Source organism: Micromonospora parva (assembly GCF_000718515.1).
GTDB classification, from domain to species: Bacteria; Actinomycetota; Actinomycetes; order Mycobacteriales; family Micromonosporaceae; genus Micromonospora; species Micromonospora parva.
In genome coordinates this window covers 469,698-495,850 of sequence record NZ_JNZS01000004.1, presented here as the reverse complement: position 1 = coordinate 495,850, position 26,153 = coordinate 469,698, and the positions used below count along the sequence as shown (strand labels likewise).

Genomic DNA, 26,153 nt, shown 5'->3' with positions numbered 1-26,153 from the left:
CCTCTTGATCACCGCGCGGATGGGGTGGGGGTGGGTGTTACTCGGGCGCGGGGGCGTGGGCGGCAGGGGCCGGGGCGGCTGATTCGTTCACGGCATCAGCTCCAAAGTGAGCGCGAGAGGCACGTTGCCCCCTGGCGCTGCCCCGCAGGCAACGCGGTGACCGACTCGGGTTCGGTGAAACCGGGGCATCAACCTGCCCCGGACACCGCGACTTCCTGAAAACCGAGTCGATCAAGGCCGCGCTGCGCCGAATCAGTCGAAGGACGGCAGGGACGGGCCGAGGACGTCGTCGGCGTCGACGATCGTGTACGCGTACCCCTGCTCGGCGAGGAAGCGTTGCCGGTGGGCCGCGTACTCCGTGTCGATCGTGTCCCGGGACACCACTGTGTAGAAGTGCGCCTGCCGGCCGTCGGCCTTCGGCCGGAGCACCCGGCCCAGGCGCTGCGCCTCCTCCTGGCGTGACCCGAACGTCCCGGACACCTGAATCGCCACCGCCGCCTCGGGCAGGTCGATGGAGAAGTTCCCGACCTTCGAGATCACCAACGTGCGGATCTCCCCGGTGCGGAACGCGTCGAAGAGCCGCTCCCGCTCCTTGTTCGTGGTCGAGCCCTGGATGATCGGCGCGTCGAGGTACTCGCCGAGCTGGTGCAACTGGTCGATGTACGCGCCGATCACCAACACCTGGTCCTCCGGGTGCCGGTCGACAAGCGCCTTCACCACCGGCAGCTTGGTGCGGGCGGTCGCCGCCATCCGGTAGCGCTCCTCGGCCTCCGCTGTCGCGTACGACATCCGCTCCGCGTCGGTCAGGGTCACCCGTACCTCGGTGCACTCAGCCGGGGCGATCCAGCCCTGCGACTCGATGTCCTTCCACGGCGCGTCGTACCGCTTCGGGCCGATGAGGCTGAACACGTCACCCTCGCGGCCGTCCTCACGTACCAGGGTCGCCGTCAGGCCCAGCCGGCGGCGGGCCTGGAGGTCCGCGGTGAACCGGAAGATCGGCGCGGGCAGCAGGTGCACCTCGTCGTAGACGACCAGGCCCCAGTCGCGGGCCCCGAACAGGTCCAGGTGGGTGAACGCGCCGCCGCGCCGCGAGGTGAGCACCTGGTACGTGGCGATGGTGACCGGGCGGATCTCCTTGCGCTCGCCCGAGTACTCGCCGATCTCCTCCTCGGTCAACGAGGTGCGGGCGATCAGCTCCCGCTTCCACTGCCGTCCCGCCACCGTGTTGGTCACCAGGATCAGCGTCGTCGCCTTCGCCTCGGCCATCGCCGCCGCGCCGACCAGGGTCTTGCCGGCGCCGCACGGCAGCACCACCACCCCCGACCCGCCGGCCCAGAACGCCTCGACGGCTTCCCGCTGGTACGACCGCAGCGTGAACGGCTTGCGCCCGTCCTTGCCGGCCTCGGCCAACTCGATCGGGTGCGCCTCACCGTCGACGTAACCGGCCAGGTCCTCCGCCGGCCAACCCAGCTTCAGCAGCGCCTGCTTGAGTCGGCCCCGCTCGGACGGATGCACCCGGATGGTGTCATCGTCGATCTTGTCGCCGAGCATCCCGGCGAGCTTCTTGCTCTTGGCCACCTCGATCAGCACCAGCCGGTCCAGTGCGCGCAGCACCAGCCCGTACGCCGGGTCGTTGGCGAGCTGCAACCGGCCGTACCGGTCCATCGTCTCGGCCACGTCCACCAGCAGGGCGTGCGGCACCGGATAGCGGGAGTACTTGATCAGCGAGTCGACGACACCCTCGGCGTCGTGCCCTGCCGCGCGGGCGTTCCACAGGCCCAGCGGGGTCAGTCGGTAGGTGTGCACGTGCTCCGGCGAGCGTTCCAGCTCCGCGAACGGCGCAATCGCCATCCGGCAGGCCTGCGCGTCGGGGTGGTCGATCTCCAGCAGCAGGGTCTTGTCCGACTGCACGATCAGTGGTCCACCGCTCACGCCAGCGTCCTCTCCTCGGTTGGCCGTCCGGCCGGAACGGGTCGCATACCCGCCGCTGGCCGACCATCCAGTGTTGCACGATGCGGGACGCCGGAAGAAAGATGCGCACCCGCCGCAACCGTGATGGCACTCACGAACGTCTAAGAAGGGGACGATTGTCAGGGGAGGCTCCATGAAGCACTTTCGGACCACTTCCCGGCTGCTCGCCCTCGTGGTGGTCGTGCTGGTCGGCGCGGGTGCGTGCGCGTTCGAGCCGCAGTCCGGTGGGAGTGGTGGCGGGGGAGCCGCCCCAGCCGGTGCGGCAGAACGGGCAACGGGGGCGAGCGACACGCCCCGGCCGGACCAGCACGGCCCGTCCACGTCGGCCGTAGCCACCCCGAAACCCTCCCGGAAACCCACGCCGAAGCCGACCCGCACGAGCACGACCAAGCCGACCCCCAGCGGTACGCCGACCGTCGCCGGCTGCCCCCAGGGCCAGCACCAGCGCGCGGTGGAGACCTACCTGGCCCGGTTGGGTGGGTTCGGGGCGGTGACCGTTGACGGCCGGCAGTCCGCCGCCGACTGCGCGGCGATCAAGAAGTTCCAGAAGAGGTACGGCATTCGCCCCGTCGAGGGTCGCGCCGGGCCGACCACCCTCGACGTGGCCCAGCGCCTCGCCACCACCGACCCGGCCCGCTGCAAGGGCGGCACAGGCACCACGTTCTGCGTGGACCTGACCCGACAGACCGTCTGGGCGCTCCGCGCCGGCAAAGTGATCATGGCGCCGACGGTGACCCGCACCGGCATGTCCGGCTACCGCACCCCGGCCGGCACCTACACCGTCAACTACCGCAACCCCAAGGAATGGTCCGACCCGTACGAGGTGTGGCTGCCGTACTGGCAGCACTTCACCCAGGGGATGGGCTTCCACGAGACCACCACCTACCTGCACGAGAAGTCGATCGGCTCGCACGGCTGCGTCAATCTGCTGCACGCCGACGCCGTCCGGATGTGGGAACTCGGCAAGGTCGGCACCCGGGTGGTGCTGATCGGCCGCCGCCCCGGCACCTGAGCGACACGCAGCGAATTGCGGCGGTGACCCCCTGTCCGACCGGACTCTCGAGTGTCACTCTTGGAGTCCAGGGCCGGACCGGGCGGGGAGGCTGGGCATGACGGTCGACCATGACGTGATCGCGGAGCATGAGCAAGCAGCACCGGACGAGGTGTCCCGAGCGACCGTGATCGCGTACGCCGTCGCGGCGACGCTCCTGCTCGGGTGGTTCCTCTTCGGCTGGCTGGTGCTCCAGCAGGGCTTCATCGACTCGGTCGGGGAGGCCGCCGGCGCCGGCTTCGCGCTGCTGCTGGTCATCTCGGTGATCGGCACCGTGCGCCGGAGCCGCCGCTGACCGACAGCGCCCCGCGCGACGGCGCCGTCGGTCAGTCCGCCACCACCGCCGCGGTGATCCGGTGCAACGCGAACGTGTGCAGCATCTCGGTCCGCTCATCCTCGGCCCGCAGGTAGCCGGCACCGATCGAAACCGGTTTGAGTAGGCGCGACGCGGTCGCCCCGTGCGCGTCGACGTAACCGACCCAGACCAGCGCCTTGTCCCGGACCGCCTGCTGGAGCACAGCCAGGGCCTCACTGTGGGTGTGCGCCGGCACTGGACCGCCGCCCAACCCCGGAGCACCGCCGCGCACCACCGCCGGTGCGCGTCGGGCCGCCCGCGCCGCCGCGTCGCCCCGCCGGATGTGCTCCACCACGCCGAGCAGCCGGGGCATGGGCAGCTTCGGGGCGGCCAGCGGATCGGTCGTACGACTGGTCACCGACACCCGGGGCGGGGCCCGCCGGATGCGCGGCCGGGCCAGCACGGTGCTGCCGGTGCCGTCCTCCTGCACCGGCGCGTACCCGGCGTCGCGAAGCGCGCCCAGCAACCGGCCAACCTGGTACTGCGTGCACAGCACCGTCGGCGCCAGCCGGCGCAACGCCAACGACTCCAGTCGCCGGTCGGCCAGCACCTCGCTGATCAGCGTCTCGTCGTCGCTGCGCAGGTACGCCCCGGCCAGGCCGACCCGCAGCCCGCCGTGCTTACGGGCCACGTCGTCGATCAGGTAGGTGAGCCCCTGCGGCACCGGGGTACGTGACCGGCGCCGGAACACGTCGTGCAGGTCGTCGGCGGTGTAGCCGGAATCCAGTGCCCGTCGCACGCTCGCCGTGGTGACCCGGTGCACGCTGGCCCCACCGGCCGACTCCAGCTCGGTCATCGCCTCCAGTTCGGCGGCGAGCGCCGGCTCGGGTGGGCCGGGCACCACCACGGTCAGGTCGGCCTGCACCAGGAAGTGGTCGACCGGTGCGGGCAGCAACGCGTCCAGCGCCCGGGCGGCACTGGACGGGTCACCGCTCTCGATGTCCGCGTGCACGCCCAGCGGGTCGTCGGTCCGCTCGTCGGTCGACGTCAGGTCACCCAGCAGCAGCCGACCGTACGTGGTGAGCGCCCCCAACCCCGTCACGCCCAGCTGCGCGGCCTCGGCCAGCACCTCCCGGTGGGCGGCGTCCCGGCCCCGGCTGCGGCGCGGGGCCCGCCAGTCCAGCAGGTCCTGCACCTCCTGCGGGGTGGGTGCGGTGGCCGGTTCCAGATCGGCGAGTACGCCCAGCACCGCCCGTCGGGTGGCCGGCACGCCGGCCCGTTCGGCCTCGGCGGAGAGCGCGGCGATCGGGCGGTCCCGGTCGTCCCGGCGGCCGACCAGCCCCACCTGCCGGGTCATGGTCAGCCACGCTCGGGCGAGCTGCTCCCACCGTTGGGCCAGTGAGGCGGCTCGCCACACCTCGTACCCGCCGGTCGGCAGCACCTGCTGGTCCGCCCCGTACCGGCCGGTGGCCGACCCGGGTATCTCCAGCTCACCGGCGAGCCCCGCCGCGTACGCGACCTCCAGCAGCAGCGCGGTGGTCGGTTCGTCCAGCCCGGCGGTGCGCGCCAACCGGCGCAGATCCCGCACACCGATGCCACCCGAACGCAGCACCGGCGCGGGCTCGTCGGCGAGTTGCTCCAGCAGCCCTTCGGTGTTCCGGACCACCTCCATGGTCTGCCCGGCCCCGGCCGAGTCGACAGCCTTCGGCTCCCGCGGTGCCGCGGCCACCGGCGGTGGGCTGGTGCGCAGGGGCCCGAGCGGGCCGGTGTCGCGGCGCAGCAGCAGGCCGACCTCGCGGGGCAGCTCCACAGTTCCGCTGGCCGTGGACGAGCCGGTCGTCACGGGGACCAGCAGCCGGTTGTCGACGAGCCACCGCACCGGGGAGCCGGTCGGGGCACCCCCGTTGGTGGGGTCGGAGAGGACCGGGTCCTCCGTACCGAGCGGCGGCGCCTGCAACGCTCCCGGCGGAACGCTGCCGACCGGTGGGCCGGCCGCCAACCGGTCCAGGATCGCCCGGGCCGAGGGTGGGGCGGCGAGCACCGTCCGTCGGAGTTTCGCCGGGTCCGCGCAGAGCGCTGCCGTGCGCGGGTCCAGCTCCGCAGCCGGCCGGCCGAGCCCGGCGGGGTACGGGGACACCTCGTCGACGGCGGGCACCACCTGGAGCGCGTGCTCCGGGCCGTACAGCAGGAAGAGCGCACGCAGTCGGCCCACGGCGGCCCGGACGGCCGTCGGAGCCGGCGGCTGCGGCCCGGCGGTCGCCATCGCGAGCACGGTGTCGGTGGCCGTGGTGGCGTCGTCCGGGTTCCGGGTGAGGCGGGCGGCGTCGAGGATCTGGAGGGTGAACTGGTCCAGCCCGTCCAGCGCGCGGGCCACGGAGACCCGGGACTGGGCCCGGATGGCCAGGGCGGAGACATCGGCCGGCACGGGCACGACGAGGTCGGGCCGCAGCTGGAGGAGCGCGGCCAGTGACTCGTCGGGCAGCGACCGCAGGTGGTCGGCGAGTGAGGTGGTCATCGTCTTTCCACGCTAGCCCGGCATCGGGCTTCCGCGCCCCTCGGACGTCCGGCCGACCGGGAGTAGCCGGTACGTTTCTCGACATGCCCGCACTGACCGTCGGATTCGACCTCGACATGACCCTGGTGGACTCCCGCCCCGGCATCGCCGCGGCGTACCGGGCGCTGACCGCGAGGACCGGTGTGCCGGTCGACGCCGAGCTGGCGGTGTCCCGGCTGGGGCCGCCGCTGCGTACCGAGATCGCGCACTGGTTCCCGCCGGAGCAGGTCGAGTCGGCCGTACGGGTGTACCGCGAGCTGTACCCGGCGTACGCGATCACGCCGACGCTCCTGCTGCCCGGTGCCCGGGAGGCCATCGACGCGATCCGGGACCGGGGTGGCCGGGTGCTGGTGGTCACCTCCAAGATCGGCCGGTTGGCCCGGTTGCACCTGGACCATCTCGGCCTCACTGTCGACGAGTTGGCCGGCGACCTGTTCGCCGAGCAGAAGGCGACCGCCCTGCGGGAGCACGGCGCCACCCACTACGTCGGTGACCACGTGGCGGACATGGCGGCGGCGGCAGCTGCCGGGGTGCCCGGCATCGGTGTCGCGACCGGCCCGTGCTCCCGGGCTGAGCTGCGCGCGGCGGGGGCGGAAGTGGTGCTGGACGAGCTCACCGAATTCCCAGCGGCGCTCGACGGGATGATCCAGCTAGCCTTGGAGCAGTAGCGGCTCAAGTGAAGCAGGGGTTTTCAGGTGCCTACGGGTCGAGTGAAGTGGTACGACACGGCCAAGGGATACGGCTTCGTCACCAGTGACGAGGGCGGCGACGTGTTCCTGCCCAAGGGGGCGCTGCCGGCGGGTGTCACCGACCTCAAGGGTGGCCAACGGGTCGACTTCAGCGTGGTGGACAGCCGCCGGGGCGCGCAGGCCATGGGAGTCAAGCTGCTGGACGCGCCGCCGTCGATGGCGGAGCTGCGCCGTCGACCGGCCGAGGAACTGCACGGCCTGGTCGAAGACATGATCAAGGTGCTGGAGGCGAAGGTTCAGCCGGACCTGCGCCGGGGACGGTACCCGGACAGGAAGGCCGCGCAGAAGATCGCTCAGCTGGTCCACGCGGTGGCCCGCGAGCTGGAGGTCTGAGGCACCAGGCCGGCGGTGGCGGCCCGGTCGAGCAGTGCCGCCACCGCGGCGAAACCGGCTTCGCCCAGGTCCGCGGTGAACTCGTTGACGTAGAGGCCGATGTGCCTGTCCACCACGTCGAGCTCCATCTCCTGGGCGTGCGCCAGCACGTACTCCCGGCTGGCCGCCGGGTCCGCCCAGGCCTGCCGGACCGACTCGCGGATCCAACCGGCCGCGGCCTCCGGGTCGACCGCGCCGCGCTTGGCCAGGATCGCGCCGAGCGGGATGGGCAGGCCGGTGTCGGTTTCCCACCATTCGCCGAGGTCGACCAGGGCGCTCAGGCCGTGCCGGTGGTAGGTGAACCGCGCCTCGTGGATGACCAGCCCAGCGTCGTAGCGCCCCGCCGCCACGCCCGGCATGATCTCGTGGAACGGAACCACCTCGATCCGGGCCGGCGGTCGCCCGGCCGACCAGAGCCGGAACAGCAGGTACGCGGTGGTCCGGTCGCCCGGCACCGCCACCGTCGCGCCGGTCAGGTCGGTGCGGTCCGGCCCGCCGTCACGATCTCCGCGGGTGAGCACCAGCGGGCCGCACCCGCGACCGAGTGCGCCGCCGCAGGGCAGCAGGTGGTAGTCGTCGAGCAGCCAGGGCAGCGCCGCGAAGCTCACCTTCACCAGGTCGAACGCGCCCCGCTCGGCCGCCGTGTTGGTGACGTCGACATCGGCGTACGTCACCTCGACCGGCGGCGCGTCGGGCACCAGCCCGTGCACCAGCGCGTGGAAGACGAACGTGTCGTTGGGGCAGGGCGAGATCGCCAGGGAGAGCGCCACACCCCCACGCTAGCCCCGCCCCCGCCTCGCCGCCCGCGCCCACCCCGCTCAGTGTGATCCGCGACGGAGATCGGCGGCGGAGATCGCCGACGGGAGGTCCGTGACGGGAGATCCGTGATCGAGATCCGTGACCGAAGATCTGTGACGGGAGGTCCGCGACGGAGGTCCGTGACCGGGGGTCCGTGACGGGAGGTCCGCGACGAACGGCCGGCGGCACCGGGAGTGTGGCCAGCCGCCGGCAGCAGCGTGGGCGGTGATCCGCCCGGGGCGCGGGGTCCGTACCTCCCACGGACTCCCTTTGGAGCTGATGTCGCAAACGAATCGCGCTGGACCCGGGGCCGCAGGGTCCGCAGTCCTGGTGCGGCCGACGTGTTCCGGAGTGGCCCGAAGTCGTGGCGCGACCACAGCGGTGTGCGGGGTCGTGGTGTGGGCCGCAGCGGTCCGCCGTCGTCGTGATGTAGGCCGTGGTGGCGCAGGCCGTGGTGATGGAGGCCGTGGTGGCGCGGGTCGTGGTGATGGAAGCCGTGGTGGCGCGGGTCGTGGTGGCGCGGGCCGTGGCGATGTAGGTCGTGGTGGTGCGGGTCGTGGTGGTGCAGGTCGTGGTGGTGCAGGTCGTGGTGGTGCGGGCCGTGGTGATGGAGGCCGTGGTGGCGCGGGTCGTGGTGGTGCGGGTCGTGATGATGTCGCAGACGATTCAGCTCCAAAGGAGGTCTGCGGAGTAGGTCGTCCACCGACCGGAGGGGTTGTCCACAGCTTTATCCACAGTCCCGATGAGGGTGTTGATAGTGGGCTGACCAGCGGGGAGCATCGGTCCGTGACCGAGGCGAGCGACCATACCGACGGGGGCAGCGGCGCCGACGAGGGCGACCACGCCGACGGGGGCGACGGCACCGACGGGGGCAATGGCGCCAGCGAGGGCAATGGCGTCGAGCTTGGCCTGGCGCTGCGCGCTCTGCGTCGGCGGGCCGATCTGAGTCAGCGGCAGTTGGCCGAGAGGTCCGGGGTGCCGCAGCCGACGCTGGCCCGGATCGAGTCGGGGCGGTCGGCCGATCCCCGATTCCGGACAGTGGTGCGTCTCGTCCGGGCAGCGGGTGGGCAGTTGGTCATCGGCACCTCGACCGCGATCTCCGGCATCACAGAACCCACGCCGGTGCCGCACGACGACATGCGGGACGAGGCAGACCGCCGTTACCCGGCTCACCTGGACGTGTGGCCGGTCCACGAGCCTCGGGACTGGCCCGGTGCCTGGTGGGCGGAGTGGTACAGGTTGCCGCCCCAGCGATATCCACTTCCGCTGCCACCGGCCGCCTACGAGCGCAACCGGCGTTACCGCGACAACCGACGGTGGGGTGCCGAGGTCCGACGGACTGCGCGGGTGCGTCGGGTGATCGGTGGCGACCTGCCGGCCACCTCCTGGCGGTACCTCGCCGAGCTTCCCGACGGGGCGCTGGTTGGTGAACTGCGGGCCCACGAGCGCAGCCCGTTCCTGGAGTTCGGGGAGTGGCATCCGGGCATGCCAGAGCGGGAGATGGTGCTCGACGGCGTGCTGGTTGATCCCCGTTATCGGCGGTTGGGGCTCGGACGTCGGCTGGTCACCGCGCTGGTGGCTGACATGCGCGAGGCGGGCATCGACGACGCGGCCGCCATCGCCGAGGGGTTCGGCACCGAGCTGCTGCTGGCGTGCGGCTTCGAGATCGAGGCACGCCGTCCGGCGGCACTGCGCCTCAGCCAACCCGGCAAGCGCTGGTTTTCCTGAACGCGGGCCTGGTCAGCGCAGTGCCGGGGCCGCTGCGGTCAGGGCGGCGAGGGCTTCGCGCAGCCGCCAGGCGTCCCGGTCGCGCGGGCCGATCGGGTTGGAGATGGTGCGCAGTTCGGCGAAGGGCAGCCCGGCCTGCGCGGCGGCGACCGCCACGCCGTACCCCTCCATGGCCTCGGCCACCGCTTCCGGATGCCGCCGGCGCAGCTCGTCGGTGCCGGCGCTGGTGCCGGTGACGGTGCTGACCGTCAGCACCGGCCCGGTCGTTGCCGTCGGAAGAGCGGCCCGCAGCGTGGCCAGCAGACCCGGGTCCGCCGACACCCTGCTGCCGGCGCCGAGCAGCGCGGGCGGCATGCCCAGCTCGTCGACGGGGATGAAGCCGTCGGGCGACTCGGCACCCAGGTCGGCGGCGATGCTGGCGGTGCCGAGCACCGTGTCGCCGACCTCGGCCCGCCCGGTGAAGCCGCCGGCCACACCGGCGCTGACCACCGCGCGGTACGGCCGGCCGGCGGCCTCGGCGAGTGCCAACAGCCGGGCGGTGGCGGCACCGGCGATGGCCGGGCCCACACCGATCGGCGCGACGGTCACGGTGCTGTCGGTCAGCCCGGCGCGGACCGCGTCCGCCTCGGCGGGAACCGCCGTCACCACCAGCAGACCGGTCACGAGAGTGAGCCGGGGGACTCCCGGCGGGTCTCGTCGTCGGCCCCGCCACCCGGGCCGCCGACCGCCGACGACGGGCGGTAGATGTGGTAGCCCGGCGGGGCGAGGCTCGGGTCGTCGTACTGCGGGGAGCTGGTCTGGGCCGGTGCCGGTGAGGTCGGTGCCGAATCCCCGGGCTCGTCCGCCGGCTCGTCCTCGGTCAGCTCGTCGTCGCCGAGCGGCCGGCCGGCCAGCTTCTCGCCGCGCAGCCGGGCGGCGGCCAGCACCCCCCGGATCGCGGCCAGTACGCCGACCCCGGCGGCGACGGCGATGCCCATCCGACCGTCGAACGGCACCAGCCCGAGCCCGCCGCCGGCGACGAAGGCGAGCATCAGCACCGTCTCGGAGTGGGCGAAGGAACTGGCCCGCAACCGTTCCGGGATGCGCTCCTGGATCGAGGCGTCCACGGCCAGCTTCGCCACCCCGCTGACCAGAGCGGCGACCAGGCAGAGCAGGGCGACCATCACCAGCGAGAACTGGATCACGGCGAGCACCGCGACGCCGGCCACGATGATCATGCTGCTCGACTGGATGGCGGTCGGGCGGTGAATCCGCAGACGGGTGCCGATGGCGGTGGCCAGGAAGGTGCCGACCGCGAGCGCGCCGCCGACGACGCCCAGCGCCCACTCGGCACCCAGGTCCCGGCCGAACACCACTGTGGTCAGGTCGCCCTTCTTGATCGCGAAGGCGAGGAAGAGCAGCAGGAAGCCGTAGAGCGCGCGGAGCATCGCGGCGCCGATCAGGGTGGCGATCACCAGCCGACCGGACGGTCGGCCCCGGCCCAGTGGCCGGTCACCACGGCGGCGGCCCAGCGCGCGCAGGGGCCGGGGGACCCGCTCGGGTGGCTCCGAGTCGGCCTTCGGTGGCAGCCGCAGCGAGATCACCATGCCGACCAGGAAGATCACCGACGCGACCCGTAGCGGCCACTGCGGGCCGAACCAGAACGCGGCCAATCCGATCGGCGCTACCAGCGCGCCCGCGACAGTGCCGTAGACGCTGGCCCGGGCGCCCACCTGGGACAGGCCGAGACCCTCCGGCAACAACCGGGGCACCGCCGCGGAGCGGGCCACACCGTACGCCCGGGAGAGCGCGAGCACCCCGAACGCGGCCGGATAGAGCCCGAACCCGTGGATGTAGTCGGAGATCAACCAGGCGAGGAAGGCGCGGCCGAGCATCGTCGCGGCCAGGGCGTACCGCCGGCCGTGTCGGAAATGATCCAGCAGCGGGCCCACCACCGGGGCGAGCATCGCGAACGGAACCATGGTCACCAGCAGGTAGAGCGCGACCTTGCTGCGGGCCTCGCCGAGCGGCACGTTGAAGAAGATCGTGCCGGCCAGGCCGATGGCGATCAGGGTGTCACCGGCGCAGGAGAGCGCGTGCAGGTCGAACAGGCGAACCATGCCGACCTCGCCGCCGGCACCCCGGGCGCGGGCCCGACCGGCCCGGCGGGTCACCCAGCGGCCGCTGCCCACCGAACCGCGCAGCAGCAGACGGACGGCGCGAATGCCGGTGCCGACGGTCCGCCCGAGGACGGAACGCCCGGAGCGGGAGTACGACGGCATGTGCACCATCCTCGCCCATCTGATCCGGGTACGCCGCACCACCGCTGGGAAAGGTTCCCCGGGAGTCCCTGTCACCCCTGCGAGGCGCATGGGGAACAATGGTGAGGTGACCAGGCCCGCCTCCACCCGTGCCGCCCGCCTCGACCAGGTCTGCGCCGCCGCCGTCGAGGTGGCTCGCGCTGGCATCACCGAGGTGGACGCCGACGACGTCGGCGATCACCTGCAGGTTGTGGCCGAGGGCGACCGGCTGGTCACCCACTACTTCGAATGCCGCCTCGCCGGTTACCGCGGTTGGCGCTGGGCGGTCACCGTCACCCGGGTGCCGCGCAGCAAGACGGTGACCATCTGCGAGACGGTCCTGCTGCCCGGCCCGGACGCGCTGCTCGCGCCCGGCTGGCTGCCCTGGCAGGAGCGGCTCAAGCCGGGCGACCTGGGCCCGGGTGATCTGCTTCCGACCTCACCCGACGACGACCGACTGGTCCCCGGTTACCTGCTCTCCGACGACCCGGCGGTCGAGGAGACGGCGTGGGAGTTGGGCCTCGGACGCGCCCGCGTGCTCTCCCGGGAGGGCCGCATCGACACGGCGCAGCGCTGGTACGACGGTGACCACGGCCCCGCCGCGGCCATCTCGACCGCCGCCCCGTCCGCCGCCCGCTGCGGCACCTGCGGTTTCTACCTGCCGTTGGCCGGTGCGATGCGGCAGGCCTTCGGGGCGTGCGGCAACTTCTACGCACCCGACGACGGCCGGGTGGTGAGCGCCGATCACGGTTGCGGCGCCCACTCCGAGACGTTGATCGAGGCGGCGGAGACCGCTGTCGACGAGCTGCCCACGGTGTACGACGACAGCGCGGTGGAGGCCATGTCGGTCAGCCGGGCCCCGGGCTCGGTCGAGGCGGCCGAGCCGGCGGAGCCGTACGGGCACTCCTGATCGACCGCGCCGGAGTGCTCCGGCGCGGTGCCCCGCTCACCTCGCGCGGCGGCGGCGTCGGTTGGCGTCGTGGCGCATCATCACGGCGAGGCCCGGGAAACCCCAGAGGAAGCCGGCGAGGCAGGTCCAGAGCCAGTTCTGGTGACCGTTGTCGGTGAGCCAGCCCCGGAAGAAGATCAGCAGGACCAGCCCGGCCACCGCCCACGCGACCAACCCGGCGAGCGCGAACGGCACCATCGGCGGGTCCAGTGGTGCGGGTCGCGGTGGCTGCTCGTTCGGCACCCGGCAAGCGTACGGGATGTACTTCCGCTGCCCACCGACGATCTGGGACGATGCGCGCGACAATCGGAAGATCACCTGCGAGGACCTGATGGCCGTAGCGCCGCCCGAGAACGGCACACCTCCCAACCCTGCTCATCCGCGTAACGGTTTCGACCGGTTTTTCGAGATCTCCGCCCGTGGCTCGACGCTGAGCCGCGAGGTACGCGGTGGCCTGGCGACCTTCTTCACGATGGCGTACATCGTGGTGCTCAACCCGCTGATCCTGGGCGGCGCCGTCGACGGTGACGGCAAGAGCCTCCCGATCCCCGCACTGGCAGCCGCGACCGCGCTGGTCGCCGGCCTGATGACCATCCTGATGGGTGTGGTCGGCCGGTTCCCGCTGGCGCTCGCCGCCGGTCTGGGCGTCAACGCCCTGGTGGCGTACGAGATCGCCCCCGAGATGACCTGGGCCGACGCGATGGGCCTGGTGGTGATCGAGGGTGTGATCATCGCGGTGCTGGTGCTGACCGGTCTGCGGACCGCTGTCTTCCGCTCGGTCCCGACCCAGATGAAGACCGCGATCGGGGTCGGCATCGGCCTGTTCCTGACCATCATCGGTCTGGTGGACGCCGGCTTCGTCCGGCGCATCCCGGACGCCGCCAACACCACCGTCCCGGTCGGCCTGGGCATCGGCGGCAAGCTGGTGAGCTGGCCGATGCTGGTCTTCGTGGTCGGTCTGCTGATCACGCTGGTGCTGGTGGTCCGGCGGGTGAAGGGCGCGATCCTGATCGGCATCCTCGCCTCGACGGTGCTCGCGGTGATCGTGGAGGCGATCGGCAACATCGGCCCGTCGTTCGTCAACGGTCAGCCCAATCCGAAGGGCTGGTCGTTGAACGTGCCGGAGCTGCCGAAGACGGTGGTCGACCTGCCGGACCTGTCGCTGCTCGGCAAGTTCAACGTGCTGGACTCGTGGGGCAAGGCCGGTTGGCTGGTCGTGCTGATGTTCATCTTCACGCTGTTGATCACGGACTTCTTCGACACCATGGGCACCATGGTCGCGGTTGGCCAGGAGGGTGGTCTGCTCGACGAGCAGGGCACTCCGCCGAAGGCCAAGGAGATCCTGCTTGTCGACTCGATCGCCGCGGCGGCCGGCGGTGCGGCCAGCACCTCCAGCAACACGTCGTACATCGAGAGTGCCGCCGGTGTCGCGGAGGGTGCGCGGACCGGCGTGGCCAACCTGGTCACCGGCGCGCTCTTCCTGCTCGCGATGTTCCTGGCGCCGCTGGTCGTGATCGTGCCGTTCGAGGCGGCGTCGACGGCCCTGGTGGTGGTCGGTTTCCTGATGATGACCGCGGTGCGGACGATCGACTGGTCCGACTACGAGATCGCCATTCCGGCGTTCCTCACCATCGTGCTGATGCCGTTCACCTACTCGATCTCCAACGGGATCGGCGCTGGTCTGATCACCTTCGTCGTGGTCAAGTTGGCGCGGGGTAAGGCCCGGGAGATCCACCCGTTGCTGTACGGGGTGGCCGCGCTCTTCGTGCTGTACTTCCTGCGGGGGCCGATCGAGTCCCTGGTGCTCTGAGCCGAGCTGCGTCCGGGCGGGGAGTCGATCAGGGTTCCCCGCCCGTACCATCTGAATCCCCTCGTGAGCCTGGTCATAACGGATGTCGTTAGCCATGCTCATTAGTTAAGCTAACTACTGTGACGGAGCGGACGGTGACGGCGAAACGCGTGCCACCGGCGCAGCTGGCTCCCCAGCTGCGTGATGCGATCACCCGACTCAACCGGCGGGTCCGACAGGCCCGGCCGGTCGGCGACCTCACGGTCACCCAGGTCTCCGCGCTCACCAGCCTGCGGCTGGCGGGCGCGATGACACCCCGGGAGCTGGCCGACGTGGAGCGGGTGCAGCCGCCGACGATGACCAAGATCGTCGGGAAGTTGGAGGACCGCGGCCTCGTGCAGCGGACACCCCATCCGACCGACGGACGGCAGGTCATTCTCGCGGCGACCGAAGGAGCGCAGGCCGTGCTCGACCAGTTCGAGCGGGCCCGCGACGAGTGGTTGGCCCACCGGCTGGCCGCACTCGACGAGGACGAACGGGAGACCCTGCAGAGGGCCGCCGAGATTCTTCAGCAGCTCGCTCGCGCCTGAGCCGCACCCGCGCCACCGGGTCCGTGCCGTCACCTGTCGATGACGCGTACGTCCGAGGAGGCGCACCAAGAGTGCAGGCGAAGCTGAGCACGATGTTCCAGTCCCTACAGGTCCGCAACTACCGCCTCTTCGCATCCGGGCAGCTGATCAAGCTGATCGGCGTCTGGATGATGTTCATCGCCCAGGACTGGCTCGTCCTCGATCTGTCCGACAACTCGGCGACCGCGCTCGGCGTGGTCACCGCGTGTCAGTTCACCCCGGTGCTGCTGCTCACGCTCTTCTCCGGCCGGCTCGCCGACCGGTACGACAAGCGGGTCTTGCTCTTCGCCGCGAACGCCTTCTGGACCGTGCTGGCCCTCGGCATGTCAGTGCTGGTCCTCACCGACCTGGTGCAGCTCTGGCACGTCTTCGCGTTCGCCGCGCTGCTCGGCACCGCCAACGCCGTGGAGACCCCGGTCCGCCAGGCGTTCGTCTCCGAACTGGTCGGCACGCCCCTGCTGCCCAACGCGCTGTCACTCAACGCCGCCGTGTTCAACTCGGCCCGGATCGTCGGCCCGGCCGTCGCCGGCCTGGCCATCGCCGCGTTCGACGTGGGCCCGGTTTTCCTCTTCACCGCCCTCAGCTCGGTCGCGCCGCTGGTCAACGTGGTCCGGATGCGGACCGCCGAACTGCACCGCGACGCCCTGCTGCCGCGCGACGAGCGGGCGTCCGCGAAGGTGATCGACGGGCTGCGGTACGTCTGGCGCCGGCCCGACCTGCTGCTGCCGATGGCGGTCATGTCGGTGATCGGCATGTCGCTGTTCAACTTCCAGCTCACCCTGGCCGCGCTGGCCAAGACGGTATTCCACACCGGGGCCGCGTCCTTCGGCCTGTTCAGCACCGCCCTGGCCGTCGGCGCGCTCGGTGGTGCGCTCAGCGGCACCGGCCGGCGCAGCCGCCCGTCGGTCTGGCTGGTGCTGGGTGCGGCGGTCGCCTGCGCCAGCTTCGGCACCCTGGTCGGCTTCGCCGGGACGTACTGGCTGGTCGTGGCACTGCTGGTGCCGACCGGCTTCTTCATGGTCTTCTTCGCCCAGGCCGCCAACCAGCGGGTCCAGTTGGGTGTGGACGCGGCCTTCCGGGGTCGGGTGATGGCCCTGTGGGTGCTGGTGTTCCTGGGGACCAACCCGGTCGGCGCGCCGCTGATCGGCTGGGTCGCTGAGCACTTCGGTGCCGGTGCCAGCATCTGGATGGGCGGGCTCATCTCGCTGGCCGCCGCGCTGATCGCCCTCACCTGGCAGCTGCGCCACTCCGGTGCCCGGCTGCGCTTCCGGGTGCTGCCGATGCCCCGCTTCTACGTCACCTCCACCGACTGCTGAGGTTTACCGCGCGCCCGAGCTGGGCGGGCCGCGTCTGGTTGCGCGGATCGCGCGGATGCGGCCAAATCGCTGGCGGGGTGGCACGTCGGGGCTTAGCGTCGATACGTGGGTGTCGGACGCGCGCTGATGCTGGCCCTGGCGTTCCTCGCCGTGGCCACCTTGCCGGCGGCATTCGCCCTGCTCTTCTGTTACGACGAGATCGTCGACCGGGTGGTCTGCGGCTGGTCCGAGTGGCGTGAGCGCCGACGGGAGAAACGCACCATCGCCCGCCTCGACCGGGCCGTCGAGGCCGACGCGCTGACCCGGGACATCGACCTCAGCGAGTTCGACAGCGATGACCGCCGGCCGCTGGAGCAGCTCGCCGCCGACCTGCGCCGGCTCGGCGGTCAGCGGATCGGTGGCGCGGGCCGGTCGATGGTCTGGCACAGCGCGCTGCTGCAGGCGTACGACGACCGGGTTCGCCGCGCCTGTCGTGCCCTCGGCGTCGCCGAACACCTCGCCGAGCTGGAGGGCGTCGACCAGGAGATCGAGCGGGTCCGGGTCGAGGGCGTGCTGCACGCCGCCGGGCTGACCCTGCCGGCGGCCCGGGCCGGGCACCGGCAACGGCACCACTGAGAGACGCGGCGGTTGCGGCTCTTCGTCGCGGTCCACCCGTCCGTCGAGGCGGTCAACCACCTCGGCGCGCAGGTTGCCCGGCTGCGTGTCGGCGTGGCGGCTGCGGCCGGCAGCAACGTCCGGCTCGCCGATCCGGCCCATCTGCACCTCACCCTGGCGTTCCTCGGCGAGGTCGGGTCCGACCGGCTGGTCGAGGTGGAGAGCGCGCTCGGATTGGCCGCCGAGTCGTTCCGCGACGGCCGCGACGCCGTACCCCGGTTGAGCCTCGGTGGCGGTGGCCGGTTCGGTCGGGGCCGGTCCACGGTGCTCTGGGTGGACCTGCGGGGAGACATGCAGGCGCTGCACGACCTGGCGGGGTTGGTCCGGTCGCGGCTGCGGAACGCCCGGCTACCGCACGACGAGAAGCCGTTCCGCCCGCACCTGACCGTCGCCCGGCCCGGCGACCGGATGCCCCCGGCGGACGTCGAGGCCGACCGGGCCAGCCTGGACGGATATCGAGGTCCACCATGGCCGGTGCTCGAGCTGCTACTCGTGCGCAGCCACCTCGGCACCCCGCCGCGCTACGAACGGATCGCCGCCTGGCCGCTCTGATCCTGGGGCGTGGCTGTGGCCGGTCTGGTGTGCAGGACCTCGCGGGCCTGTTCGGCGGCGCGGGTGATGCTCTCGCTCATGAAGTCGAGGAAGCGGGCGATGTTCTCCAGCCTGGCTGCTGCGGGGGTGTGCGCACCGAGAACAGCGACGCCCTGGCGTGCGGTCTCGACGAGCTGGTCGTTGGCCCGGGCGCTGGCGATCGTCGCCTGGTAGAAGAGCTCGTCGTCGACGACGTAGAGGTCGCGGCGGCGTTCGTCGCGGTGCCGCCGGACGAGGCTCTGGCTCTCCAGGAAGGCGATCGCCTTGGAGATGGACGCTGGGCTCACCTGGAGGTGCCGGGCGAGCTCGGACGCGGTGAGGCTGCCCGAGTCGGTGGTGTACAGACAGGTCAGCACCCGGGCCGCCATCCGGTTCAGACCCGAGGTCATGAGGACCGTGGTGAACGTCTCCTCGTATTCGGCGACGGCCCGGGCGTCCCGCCCGTGCGGTTGGGGTGCCGACTCGGCCCCCCGCGACGAGGACGGGCTGCGCCGGTGCGCGCGACGTTCGGTGGCCCGGTGCGCCAGGTCGGCGCGGTAGGCGGTGGGGCCACCGTTGCGCATCACCTCACGCGTGATCGTCGAGGTGGGACGGTCGAGGCGCCGGGCGATCTCCGCGTAGGGGAGGCTGTCGGCCAGCCCGGACGCGATCTGCTGGCGTTCCTGCTGGCTGAGCCTGCCTCCGGGCATCGCTGTCTCCTTGGTGATCCGGCAACGGCGTTCGCTGCCCCCACGGTAGCGTTCACTCCCTTCTCATTGCAATGGCGCGGCGTTCAGGCGTTGCGTTATCTCGTCGTCCATTGCAATGATTGTGCGCGGTCTAGCTGCGAAAATGCCTGCACTACGCAACGAAGTCGTTGCCGGATTTTGGAAAGCAACGTAGCGTTTCAAATATCAGAAACAACGGCCACGCACGGGAGAGCGCCATGCAGAAGTTCGACACCCCCGCCCCGATCTCCGCCATCCTGAACATCCCCGCCGGACGCATCCAGCTCATCGCCGCGCACCGGGCCGACACCACCGTCGAGGTCCGTCCGGCTGACCCCGCCAAGAGCCGCGACGCCAGAGCCGCCGAGCAGACCGCCGTCGCCTATGCCGACGGCGTCCTGCGGATCACGACGGCGGACCCGGGCAACCCGCTCTTCGGTCCGTCCGGATCCCTGGAGGTCACCGTTCAGATGCCCGCCGGCTCCCGCATCGACGGCACGTCCGCCAGCGCCGAACTCCGTAGCGTCGGGCGTCTAGGGGACGTCGCCTTCGAAGGGGCGTACCGCCAGATCAAGATCGATGAAGCCGCGAGCGTCCGCCTCACCGCGATCGACGGCGACGTCGAGGTCGGCCGGCTCAACGGCCCCGCCGAGATCAGCACCGCGAGGGGTGACATCCGGATCGCCGAGGCCGTGCACGGCACGGTCGTGCTCCGTACCCAGTCCGGCGACATCTCGGTCGTCGCCGCCACCGGCGTCTCGGCCGCCCTGGATGCCGGCACCGGCTTCGGCCGCATCAGCAACGGCCTCAAGAACGACGGCACCACCGCGCTCGACATCCGCGCCACCACCTCTTACGGCGACATCACCGCCCGCAGCCTCTGAGTCGCACCCGACCTTCCACCCGACCTTCCACGCGACCAGGAGTGCAGACATGACGATCCCTAACACCAGTTCGACGTGGACCGGCATGGTGCCGGTCGACGACACGGCCCTTGCTGTCACCGACACCGGCGGCACCGGCATCCCCGTGGTCTACCTCAACGGCCAGTTCGCCACCCAGGGTTACTGGCGGCGGGTCATCGCCGACCTCGGCACCGGATTCCGCCACATCACCTACGACGAGCGGGCCCGCGGCAAGAAGTCGAAGCGTTCGGCGGACTACTCCTTCGAGGCAGTCGTCCGGGACGTCGACGCCGTGCTCTCGGCCCGGAACGTCGACCGGGTGCTACTGGTGGGCTGGTCCTACGGAGCGGTCGTCGGGGCGCACTGGGCCCACCGGAATCCGGAGCGCGCCCTGGGCGCGGTCCTCGTCGACGGCGCGTTCCCGCACGACTGGCTCGACGAGGCCACGGCGCAACGGATCCGCACGCTGTTCCGCCGGATGAACCTGTTCATGCCCCTGCTGCGCCCGACCGGCCTGACCCCACGGATGAACGCCGACCAGATGGCGAACAGCAACATCGAGCTGGGCGAACTCTCCCGCGAGCGGGCGCTGGGCCCGGTGCTGGACGCCATCACCGTCCCGGTGCGGTACGTGGTCGCCTCGGGAAGGTCCCTCGGCAGTCGCGGTGACGAGCAGGAACAGATCCGGGCCAGCCTCGACGCGGTGATCGCCCGCAACCCGAACATCACTATCGGCGCGAAGGTCGCCAGCAACCACGGCGCGATTCTCAAGAAGGACTTCCGGGCCGTGGCCGATGCCGTACGCCTGGTCGCCGCGCCGCACCGCGAAGGCGCCGCAGACAGTCGGTGAGGACCGAACGCGCGCGGTGACGGGTGACGCGAGGTCACCCGTCACCGCGCGGCGTCAGGAGGATTCGCGGGCGGCCGGGCCGCTGCCGAAGAGCACGTCGTCCCAGCTCGGGAGCCGCTTGCGCGGCTTGCCGCTGGCGTCGGTCGACTCGCCGCCGGCGGCCGCCGCAGCGCCCGTCCGGCGGGGCCGGAGCACCGCCAGCGACGGCACGGCCGGCACCTCCTTGGGCGCGTCCGAATCGTCGTCGAAGGCCGACCCCTGGCCACCGCCGAGCAGGGCGGCGGCACCCCCACCGACCGGCCGCTGCCGGGGCGCGTCCGAACCGGCGAGCGCAGCCGGGGTACGCGGCTCCAGCCCACGACCCGACGAGGCGCCGAGCGGACGGTCCAGCGACGCGAGCAGGGCGTCCCGGCCGGCCCGGATCGGATCGCGGCCCGGGCGCGGGTGCTCGGACGCCGCCGGCAACCCGTGCCCACCACGACTCGGCTCACCGCGCGACGGACCAGGCAGGCCGTGCCCGCCCCGCTCCGGTGCCGGCTCCTGGCCGAGGATCGGCGTGGGCCGCTCCGCGCACAGGTACTGCGCCATGTCGTCGTGCGGGGTGACCTGCTGCCGGGTCTTGTCGAGATCCCAGATGGCCTGCGCGGTGGCCTTGCCCGACGGCCAGGTGGCGATGATCCGCCAGGTGCCGTCGTCACGCCGGTACGCGTCCCAGGAGATCTTCTCGGTGTCGATGCCGTGCTGGCTCAGCCGGCCGTTGACCACCTCGGCGAGCGGGGTGGGCTTCTCCGCGCCCTTGAGACGGGTGCGGCGGGCGTGCTGGGCGAGCATCGCCCGCTCCTGCAGCACCGGGCCGGCATAGCGCAGCACCCGGTCGACCGGCACGCCGGCGATCCGGGCGACATCCTCCGCGGACTCACCGGAGCGGATGCGGGCCTGAATGTCCCGAGGAGACAGAGACGGAACCGGGTCGGCGGCGGTCGGTGCCACCGCGAGCGGCGGCGAACCGGGCTCGGCGTGCAACGCACCGGAGATCCGTTCGTCGATGGGCAGGGCGAGCAGCCGCCCCACCTCGTCGGCGAGAACCAGGGCATGGCCGTCCTCGGAGAGGGCGACGAAGCGTACTGGGCGCATAGCGTTGCCTCCGTCCCGCTTCGCTGGCCGCACGCCACGAGTCGGCCACCCAGGCGTCTCGGACCACCGTACGCGCATCTGCCTCGGGGTGGGGGAAGCGACACCCCGCATGTCGTGACTGAGCTGCGGCGATGATCACGTTCGGTGTCCGTGGAGGCCTCCACGGACACCGAACGTGACGAACCTCAGAGTCGCTCGACCACGTAGTCGATGGACGCGGTCAGCGCCTCGACATCGGCCGGCTCGACGGCCGGGAACAGCGCCACCCGCAGCTGGTTGCGACCGAGCTTGCGGTAGGGCTCAGTGTCCACGATGCCGTTGGCGCGCAGCGCCTTGGCGATCGCCGTGGCGTCCACCCCGTCGGCGAAGTCGATGGTGGCGACCACGTTGGAGCGCAACGACGGGTCGGTGACGAACGGGGTGGCCACGCTGGACCGCTCAGCCCAGCCGTAGACCGCGGCGGCGCTCTCGGCGGTGCGCTTCGCCGCCCAGGCCAGACCGCCCTGCGCGTTCATCCAGTCGGTCTGCTCGGCGGCCAGGAAGATGGTGGCCAGCGCCGGGGTGTTGTAGGTCTGCTCCAGCCGCGAGTTGTCGATCGCGGTGACCAGATCGAGGAAGGCCGGGATGTAGCGCCCGGACGCCTTGATCTCGGCGGCCCGGTCCAGTGCGGCCGGGGACATCAGAGCCAGCCAGAGCCCGCCGTCGGAGCCGAAGCACTTCTGCGGAGCGAAGTAGTAGACGTCGGTCTCGCCGACGTTGACGTCCAGGCCACCCGCGCCGGAGGTCGCGTCGACAAGCAGCAGCGCGCCCTCGTCCGCCCCGGCCACCCGGCTGATCGGAACCGCCACACCGGTCGAGGTCTCGTTCTGCGGCGTCGCGTACGCGTCCACGCCGGACTCGGCGACCAGGGTCGGGGCACTGCCCGCGTCGGCCTTGCGGACCGTCGGCTCACCCAGGAACGGGGCGTCCTTGACCGACTTGGCGAACTTGGCGCCGAACTCGCCGAAGCTGGCGAACTGGGCCCGGTCGCGGATCAGGCCGAAGGTGGCGACCTCCCAGAACGCGGTGGTGCCACCGTTGCCGATCACCACCTCGTAGCCCTCGGGCAGCGAGAAGAACTCGGCGATGCCGGAGCGCAGCCGGGCCACCTGGTCACGGACCGTCTTCTGCCGGTGCGAAGTGCCGAGGTAGGTGGTCGCGACCTCGGCGAGAGCGGAGACCGCCGCCGGGCGGACCTTGGACGGGCCGCAGCCGAAACGTCCGTCGGCGGGCTTGATCTCATCGGGAATCCGGATGATCGGTGCGTCAGCCACGGTCTTGAAGATCCTTCCGCAAGGGCGAGGGCGGGCCGGCGACACTGCCGGCCCCCATCCTCGCACCCGGACCCATCGGTGGAAGCCGGGCCCCCGAGGGCAGGTCTGAGGCCTTCGCCACAGTTGTTGCCGGCAGCCATCGAAAAGGGCCCCGCCCCGACGCCCGGCGTCGAGGAAGGGCCCCTTTCGTACCGCTCAGACGCCGTGCGGAATGGCCGCCCAGCCCTCGACGTCGGACGGCTTGCGGGTCTCCGGGCCGACGTAGCGGGCGGACGGGCGGACCAGCCGCTGCAGCCGCTTCTGCTCCAGGATGTGCGCGCTCCAGCCGCCCATCCGGGCGCAGGTGAACATCGAGGTGAACATGTGCGCCGGCACCTCGGCGAAGTCCAGCACCACCGCCGACCAGAACTCGACGTTGGTGGCCAGCACCCGGTCCGGGCGGCGGGCCTGAAGCTCGGCCAGGGCGGCCTTCTCCAGCGCCTCGGCGATCTCGAAGCGCGGCGCGCCCAGCTCCTTGGCGGTACGCCGGAGCACCCGGGCGCGCGGGTCCTCCGCGCGGTAGACGCGGTGGCCGAAGCCCATCAACCGCTCGCCGCGGTCCAGGACACCCTTGACGTAACCCTCCGCGTCGCCGCTGCGCTCCACCGCCTCCAGCATGCTGAGCACCCGGGACGGGGCACCGCCGTGCAGCGGGCCGGAGAGGGCGCCGATGCCCGACGAGATGCAGGCCGCCGCGTCCGCCCCGGTGGAGGCGACGATGCGAGCGGTGAAGGTGGACGCGTTCAGGCCGTGCTCGGCGGCCGAGATGAAGTACGCGTCGACGGCCTTGACGTGCCGGGGGTCGGGCTCGCCGCGCCAGCGCTTCATGAACCGCTCGACGATGGTCTGCGCCTTGTCGATCTCCTTCTGCGGCACGGCCGGCAGGCCGAGGCCGCGAGCGGACTGGGCGACGAAGGAGAGCGCTGTCACCGAGACCCGGGCGAGATCCTCACGGGCCTGCTCGTCGGAGATGTCCAGCAGTTGGTTGAGACCCCAGTACGGGGCCAGCATGGCGACCGCGGACTGCACGTCGACGCGGATGTCACCGGAGTGCACCGGCACCGGGAACGGTTCCGCCGGCGGCAGGCCCGGCCCGAACCGGCCGTCGACCAGCAGTGCCCAGACGTTGCCGAACGACACCTGGCCGATCAGATCCTCGATGTCGACCCCGCGATAGCGCAGCGCGCCGCCCTCACGGTCAGGTTCGGCGATCTCGGTCTCGAAGGCGACGACGCCCTCCAGCCCGGGTTTGAAATCGGCCATGTCGCTCTCCTGGATCTGGTCGGTGCGCCCGAACAGCTCATCCGGCCCGATCGGCCGGGCGCCTTAGGCGACCCTCAGGGATGTGTTCGGAACATCTTGCCTGCTGAGTAAGGGATACGCGACCCGCTGCGACTGTGCTGCACGCGACATCCCCGGACGCGCATTCTCCGCCTGGCTCAGTGAGACTGGGCAGGGCGGGCTGGTCAGCGCGGGAGGGTGCTGGCGGGGCCCCCGAGAAGGAGTGGGGACGTGACGGGTGACACACCCGCCCCGGCCGCGATGCGTAACGAGTACGCCGCGGACCTGGGCCTGACCGAGGCTGACCTGGCCGCCGACTGGCACACCCAGTTCGACAGCTGGTTCGCCGACGCGGTGGCCTTCGGGCTGCCCGAACCGAACGCCATGGTGGTGGGCACCGCCGACCCGGCCGGCCGGCCGAGCGGGCGGACGGTGTTGTTGAAGGGGTACGACCCGGAGGGCTTCGTCTTCTTCACCAACCACCTGTCGCGCAAGGGCGTCGAGGCGACCGCGAACCCGTACGCCAGCCTGGTCTTTCCGTGGTTTCCCATGCAGCGTCAGGTGGTGGTCGCCGGGCGGGTGACGCCCGTCGACCGCGCGACGAGCGAGGCGTACTTCGCCAGCCGGCCGCGCGGCTCCCAACTGGGCGCCTGGGCCAGCCCTCAGTCGCAGGTCGTGTCGGGCCGGGCGGCGCTGGAGCAGCGGTACCAGGAGGTGGCCGAACGCTTCGCCGGCCAGGCCGACATCCCGACCCCGTCGCACTGGGGCGGGCTGCGGGTGCAACCCGAGTCGGTGGAGTTCTGGCAGGGTCGGGCCAGCCGGCTGCACGACCGGCTCCGTTTCCGTCGCCGGGACGAGGGTGCCTGGATCGTCGAGCGGTTGGCGCCGTGACGGGAGTGCAGGAGACCCGGCCGCGCGCCGCGCGCCGCTGGGCGATCGACGTGCGTCCGCTGCGGGTCCCGGCGTACCGGCGGCTCTGGCTCGGCAACACCGTGGCGATGTTCGGCTTCCAGTTCACCGCCGTCGCGGTGCCGGTGGAGATGTACGCCCTGACCCGGGACTCGTTCTGGGTGGGCCTGCTGGGGATTGCCGCCTTCGTACCGTTGCTGGTCTTCGGGCTCTGGGGCGGCGCGGTCGCCGACGCCCGCGACCGGCGTGCGGTGCTGCTCGGTGGCTCATTGTTGCTTTGGGCATCCACCCTCGGTCTGTTGCTCCAGGCGGTGCTGGACGTCGGCAGCCCGGTGCTGCTGCTGGCGTTGATGGCGGTGCAGTCGGTGGCCTTCGCGATCAGCTCGCCGGCCCGCAGCGCCATGCTGCCCCGGCTGGTGCCGGACGACCTGGTGGCGTCCGCCACCACGCTGAACTACACGACCTTCACCGCCGCCTCGGTCGCCGGCCCGCTCGCCGCCGGTCTCATCCTCTCCGCCTCGCCGGACACCACTGTGGTGCTGCCGATCGCGTACGGGTTGGACGCGGTGCTGTTCACCGCGATGCTCTGGGCGGCGCTGCGGCTGCCGTCGCTGCCGCCCGAGCCCACCGCCGACGGCCAGGCCCGAAAGGCCGGCCTGGCCAGCGTCATCGACGGGTTCCGCTACCTGGCCACCACCCCGGTCCTGCTGTTGTCCTTCGCGGTGGACCTGATCGCGATGATCCTCGCCATGCCGCGGGCTCTCTTTCCGGAGATCGCGCACGAGCGGTTCGGCGGCGGTGGCTCGGTCGGCCTGCTCTACAGCGCCATCGCGATCGGCTCGATGATCGGTGGGCTGACCTCCGGCTGGATCGGCCGGCTCCGCCGGCAGGGGCTCGGCCTGGTGCTCGCGGTGGTCGGCTGGGGCCTGGCGATCGCCGCGGCGGGGTTGGCCCACCAGCTCTGGCTGATGGTCGTGCTGCTCGCCGTGGCCGGCGCCGCCGACCTGATCAGCGCGGTGCTGCGTCAGTCCATGTTGCTGGTCTACGCGCCGGACCGGATGCGCGGCCGACTCCAGGGCGTCAACACGGTGGTGGTGGCCGGTGGGCCACGCCTGGGCGACCTGCGGGCCGGCACCATGGCTGCCGGGTTCGGCGGCGGGGTGGCCTGGGTGGCCGGTGGGCTCGCCTCCGCGGTGCTCGTGGTGGTGCTCGCTGTCGCGTTCCCGGTGCTGCTGCGTTACCGGGCGGCGACGGCGTCAAGCGGCGACCGGGCCTGACCGGTTAGGGTCG

26 protein-coding genes are annotated in these 26,153 nt (G+C 71.8%); 16 read left to right on the top strand and 10 right to left on the bottom strand.

All coding sequences use genetic code 11. The features are described from left to right. Positions 1 to 252 precede the first annotated feature (252 nt). A complete protein-coding gene (locus tag IF22_RS0106975; protein WP_030329662.1) occupies positions 253 to 1,932 on the bottom strand; it encodes a DNA repair helicase XPB in 1,680 nt (559 codons plus the stop codon). 172 nt (positions 1,933 to 2,104) lie between these two features. Here IF22_RS0106975 and IF22_RS0106970 point away from each other — a divergent pair, with 172 nt between their 5' ends. Together IF22_RS0106970 and IF22_RS0106965 are read left to right on the top strand one after the other, a co-directional pair. Next, entirely contained in the window at positions 2,105 to 2,983 is an 879-nt protein-coding gene (locus IF22_RS0106970; protein ID WP_030329660.1) for a L,D-transpeptidase family protein, read from the top strand. Between the two features lie 97 nt (positions 2,984 to 3,080). Beyond that, on the top strand, positions 3,081 to 3,317 hold the full coding sequence (locus IF22_RS0106965; RefSeq protein ID WP_030329658.1) for a hypothetical protein: 237 nt from the start codon (positions 3,081 to 3,083) through the stop codon (positions 3,315 to 3,317). 31 nt (positions 3,318 to 3,348) lie between these two features. On the opposite strand, the gene IF22_RS0106960 is transcribed toward IF22_RS0106965, so the two are convergent. After that, positions 3,349 to 5,832, bottom strand: coding sequence for a helicase-associated domain-containing protein (locus IF22_RS0106960; RefSeq protein WP_030329656.1), 2,484 nt, complete (start codon positions 5,830 to 5,832; stop codon positions 3,349 to 3,351). An 83-nt stretch (positions 5,833 to 5,915) separates the two neighbouring features. Here IF22_RS0106960 and IF22_RS0106955 point away from each other — a divergent pair, with 83 nt between their 5' ends. Both IF22_RS0106955 and IF22_RS0106950 read left to right on the top strand, forming a co-directional pair. Continuing rightward, a complete protein-coding gene (locus IF22_RS0106955) occupies positions 5,916 to 6,539 on the top strand; it encodes an HAD family hydrolase (protein ID WP_030329654.1) in 624 nt (207 codons plus the stop codon). A gap of 27 nt (positions 6,540 to 6,566) precedes the next feature. After that, positions 6,567 to 6,953, top strand: a complete 387-nt coding sequence (locus tag IF22_RS0106950; protein WP_030329652.1) for a cold-shock protein — start codon at positions 6,567 to 6,569, stop codon at positions 6,951 to 6,953. Here IF22_RS0106950 and IF22_RS0106945 read toward each other — a convergent pair. Then, a complete protein-coding gene (locus tag IF22_RS0106945) occupies positions 6,914 to 7,762 on the bottom strand; it encodes a 1,4-dihydroxy-6-naphtoate synthase (protein WP_030329650.1) in 849 nt (282 codons plus the stop codon). The two genes, IF22_RS0106950 and IF22_RS0106945, sit on opposite strands and share 40 nt — an antisense overlap. 569 nt (positions 7,763 to 8,331) lie before the next feature. Here IF22_RS0106945 and IF22_RS34915 point away from each other — a divergent pair. Next, the gene (locus tag IF22_RS34915; RefSeq protein WP_156057358.1) at positions 8,332 to 8,484 is read left to right on the top strand and encodes a hypothetical protein; all 153 of its coding nucleotides are present in this window, start codon (positions 8,332 to 8,334) and stop codon (positions 8,482 to 8,484) included. Between the two features lie 92 nt (positions 8,485 to 8,576). Next, positions 8,577 to 9,518, top strand: coding sequence for a helix-turn-helix domain-containing protein (locus IF22_RS32905; protein WP_081883730.1), 942 nt, complete (start codon positions 8,577 to 8,579; stop codon positions 9,516 to 9,518). 12 nt (positions 9,519 to 9,530) lie between these two features. Here IF22_RS32905 and IF22_RS0106930 read toward each other — a convergent pair whose 3' ends face one another. Together IF22_RS0106930 and IF22_RS0106925 are read right to left on the bottom strand one after the other, a co-directional pair. Further along, a complete protein-coding gene (locus IF22_RS0106930; RefSeq protein ID WP_030329648.1) occupies positions 9,531 to 10,181 on the bottom strand; it encodes a futalosine hydrolase in 651 nt (216 codons plus the stop codon). Next, entirely contained in the window at positions 10,178 to 11,779 is a 1,602-nt protein-coding gene (locus IF22_RS0106925; RefSeq protein ID WP_030329646.1) for an MFS transporter, read from the bottom strand. Before IF22_RS0106925 ends, IF22_RS0106930 begins: the two co-directional genes overlap by 4 nt. Positions 11,780 to 11,867: 88 nt before the next feature. Between IF22_RS0106925 and IF22_RS0106920 the strand changes: the two genes are divergently transcribed. Beyond that, entirely contained in the window at positions 11,868 to 12,707 is an 840-nt protein-coding gene (locus tag IF22_RS0106920; RefSeq protein WP_030329644.1) for a DUF3027 domain-containing protein, read from the top strand. A 36-nt stretch (positions 12,708 to 12,743) separates the two neighbouring features. Here IF22_RS0106920 and IF22_RS0106915 read toward each other — a convergent pair whose 3' ends face one another. Next, positions 12,744 to 12,989: a DUF2530 domain-containing protein gene (locus tag IF22_RS0106915; RefSeq protein WP_030329642.1), complete on the bottom strand. Its 246-nt coding sequence runs from the start codon at positions 12,987 to 12,989 to the stop codon at positions 12,744 to 12,746. A gap of 88 nt (positions 12,990 to 13,077) precedes the next feature. Here IF22_RS0106915 and IF22_RS0106910 point away from each other — a divergent pair, with 88 nt between their 5' ends. The 5 genes from IF22_RS0106910 to thpR all read left to right on the top strand — a co-directional run bounded on the left by IF22_RS0106910 (position 13,078) and on the right by thpR (position 17,686). After that, the gene (locus IF22_RS0106910) at positions 13,078 to 14,556 is read left to right on the top strand and encodes an NCS2 family permease (RefSeq protein WP_030329640.1); all 1,479 of its coding nucleotides are present in this window, start codon (positions 13,078 to 13,080) and stop codon (positions 14,554 to 14,556) included. Between the two features lie 119 nt (positions 14,557 to 14,675). Next, positions 14,676 to 15,125: a MarR family winged helix-turn-helix transcriptional regulator gene (locus IF22_RS0106905; protein WP_030329638.1), complete on the top strand. Its 450-nt coding sequence runs from the start codon at positions 14,676 to 14,678 to the stop codon at positions 15,123 to 15,125. A 71-nt stretch (positions 15,126 to 15,196) separates the two neighbouring features. Next, the gene (locus IF22_RS0106900) at positions 15,197 to 16,480 is read left to right on the top strand and encodes an MFS transporter (protein ID WP_030329636.1); all 1,284 of its coding nucleotides are present in this window, start codon (positions 15,197 to 15,199) and stop codon (positions 16,478 to 16,480) included. Between the two features lie 105 nt (positions 16,481 to 16,585). After that, entirely contained in the window at positions 16,586 to 17,095 is a 510-nt protein-coding gene (locus IF22_RS0106895) for a hypothetical protein (protein ID WP_030329633.1), read from the top strand. A gap of 12 nt (positions 17,096 to 17,107) precedes the next feature. Then, on the top strand, positions 17,108 to 17,686 hold the full coding sequence (gene thpR, locus IF22_RS0106890; RefSeq protein ID WP_030329632.1) for an RNA 2',3'-cyclic phosphodiesterase: 579 nt from the start codon (positions 17,108 to 17,110) through the stop codon (positions 17,684 to 17,686). Here thpR and IF22_RS36400 read toward each other — a convergent pair. Beyond that, entirely contained in the window at positions 17,656 to 18,414 is a 759-nt protein-coding gene (locus IF22_RS36400; protein ID WP_030329630.1) for a helix-turn-helix domain-containing protein, read from the bottom strand. The genes thpR and IF22_RS36400 overlap by 31 nt on opposite strands. Before the next feature lie 236 nt (positions 18,415 to 18,650). Here IF22_RS36400 and IF22_RS0106880 point away from each other — a divergent pair, with 236 nt between their 5' ends. Continuing rightward, positions 18,651 to 19,316 carry a DUF4097 family beta strand repeat-containing protein gene (locus IF22_RS0106880; RefSeq protein WP_030329628.1) on the top strand — a complete coding sequence of 222 codons (666 nt, stop codon included), beginning with the start codon at positions 18,651 to 18,653 and terminating at the stop codon, positions 19,314 to 19,316. Positions 19,317 to 19,365: 49 nt separating this feature from the next. Continuing rightward, complete coding sequence (locus IF22_RS0106875) at positions 19,366 to 20,187, top strand: alpha/beta hydrolase (protein WP_036410896.1); 822 nt, start codon at positions 19,366 to 19,368, stop codon at positions 20,185 to 20,187. 54 nt (positions 20,188 to 20,241) lie between these two features. Here IF22_RS0106875 and sepH read toward each other — a convergent pair whose 3' ends face one another. From sepH to IF22_RS0106860, 3 genes are all read right to left on the bottom strand, one after another. Continuing rightward, positions 20,242 to 21,321 carry a septation protein SepH gene (sepH, locus tag IF22_RS0106870; RefSeq protein WP_030329624.1) on the bottom strand — a complete coding sequence of 360 codons (1,080 nt, stop codon included), beginning with the start codon at positions 21,319 to 21,321 and terminating at the stop codon, positions 20,242 to 20,244. Positions 21,322 to 21,506: 185 nt separating this feature from the next. Next, positions 21,507 to 22,634, bottom strand: coding sequence for a phosphoserine transaminase (serC, locus tag IF22_RS0106865; RefSeq protein ID WP_030329622.1), 1,128 nt, complete (start codon positions 22,632 to 22,634; stop codon positions 21,507 to 21,509). Positions 22,635 to 22,829: 195 nt separating this feature from the next. After that, entirely contained in the window at positions 22,830 to 23,936 is a 1,107-nt protein-coding gene (locus tag IF22_RS0106860) for a citrate synthase 2 (protein WP_030329620.1), read from the bottom strand. A gap of 279 nt (positions 23,937 to 24,215) precedes the next feature. On the opposite strand from IF22_RS0106860, the gene pdxH reads away from it, so the two are divergent. Beyond that, positions 24,216 to 24,845, top strand: coding sequence for a pyridoxamine 5'-phosphate oxidase (gene pdxH, locus IF22_RS0106855; protein ID WP_051708239.1), 630 nt, complete (start codon positions 24,216 to 24,218; stop codon positions 24,843 to 24,845). Next, on the top strand, positions 24,842 to 26,140 hold the full coding sequence (locus IF22_RS0106850) for an MFS transporter (protein WP_030329617.1): 1,299 nt from the start codon (positions 24,842 to 24,844) through the stop codon (positions 26,138 to 26,140). Before pdxH ends, IF22_RS0106850 begins: the two co-directional genes overlap by 4 nt. Positions 26,141 to 26,153 lie beyond the last annotated feature (13 nt).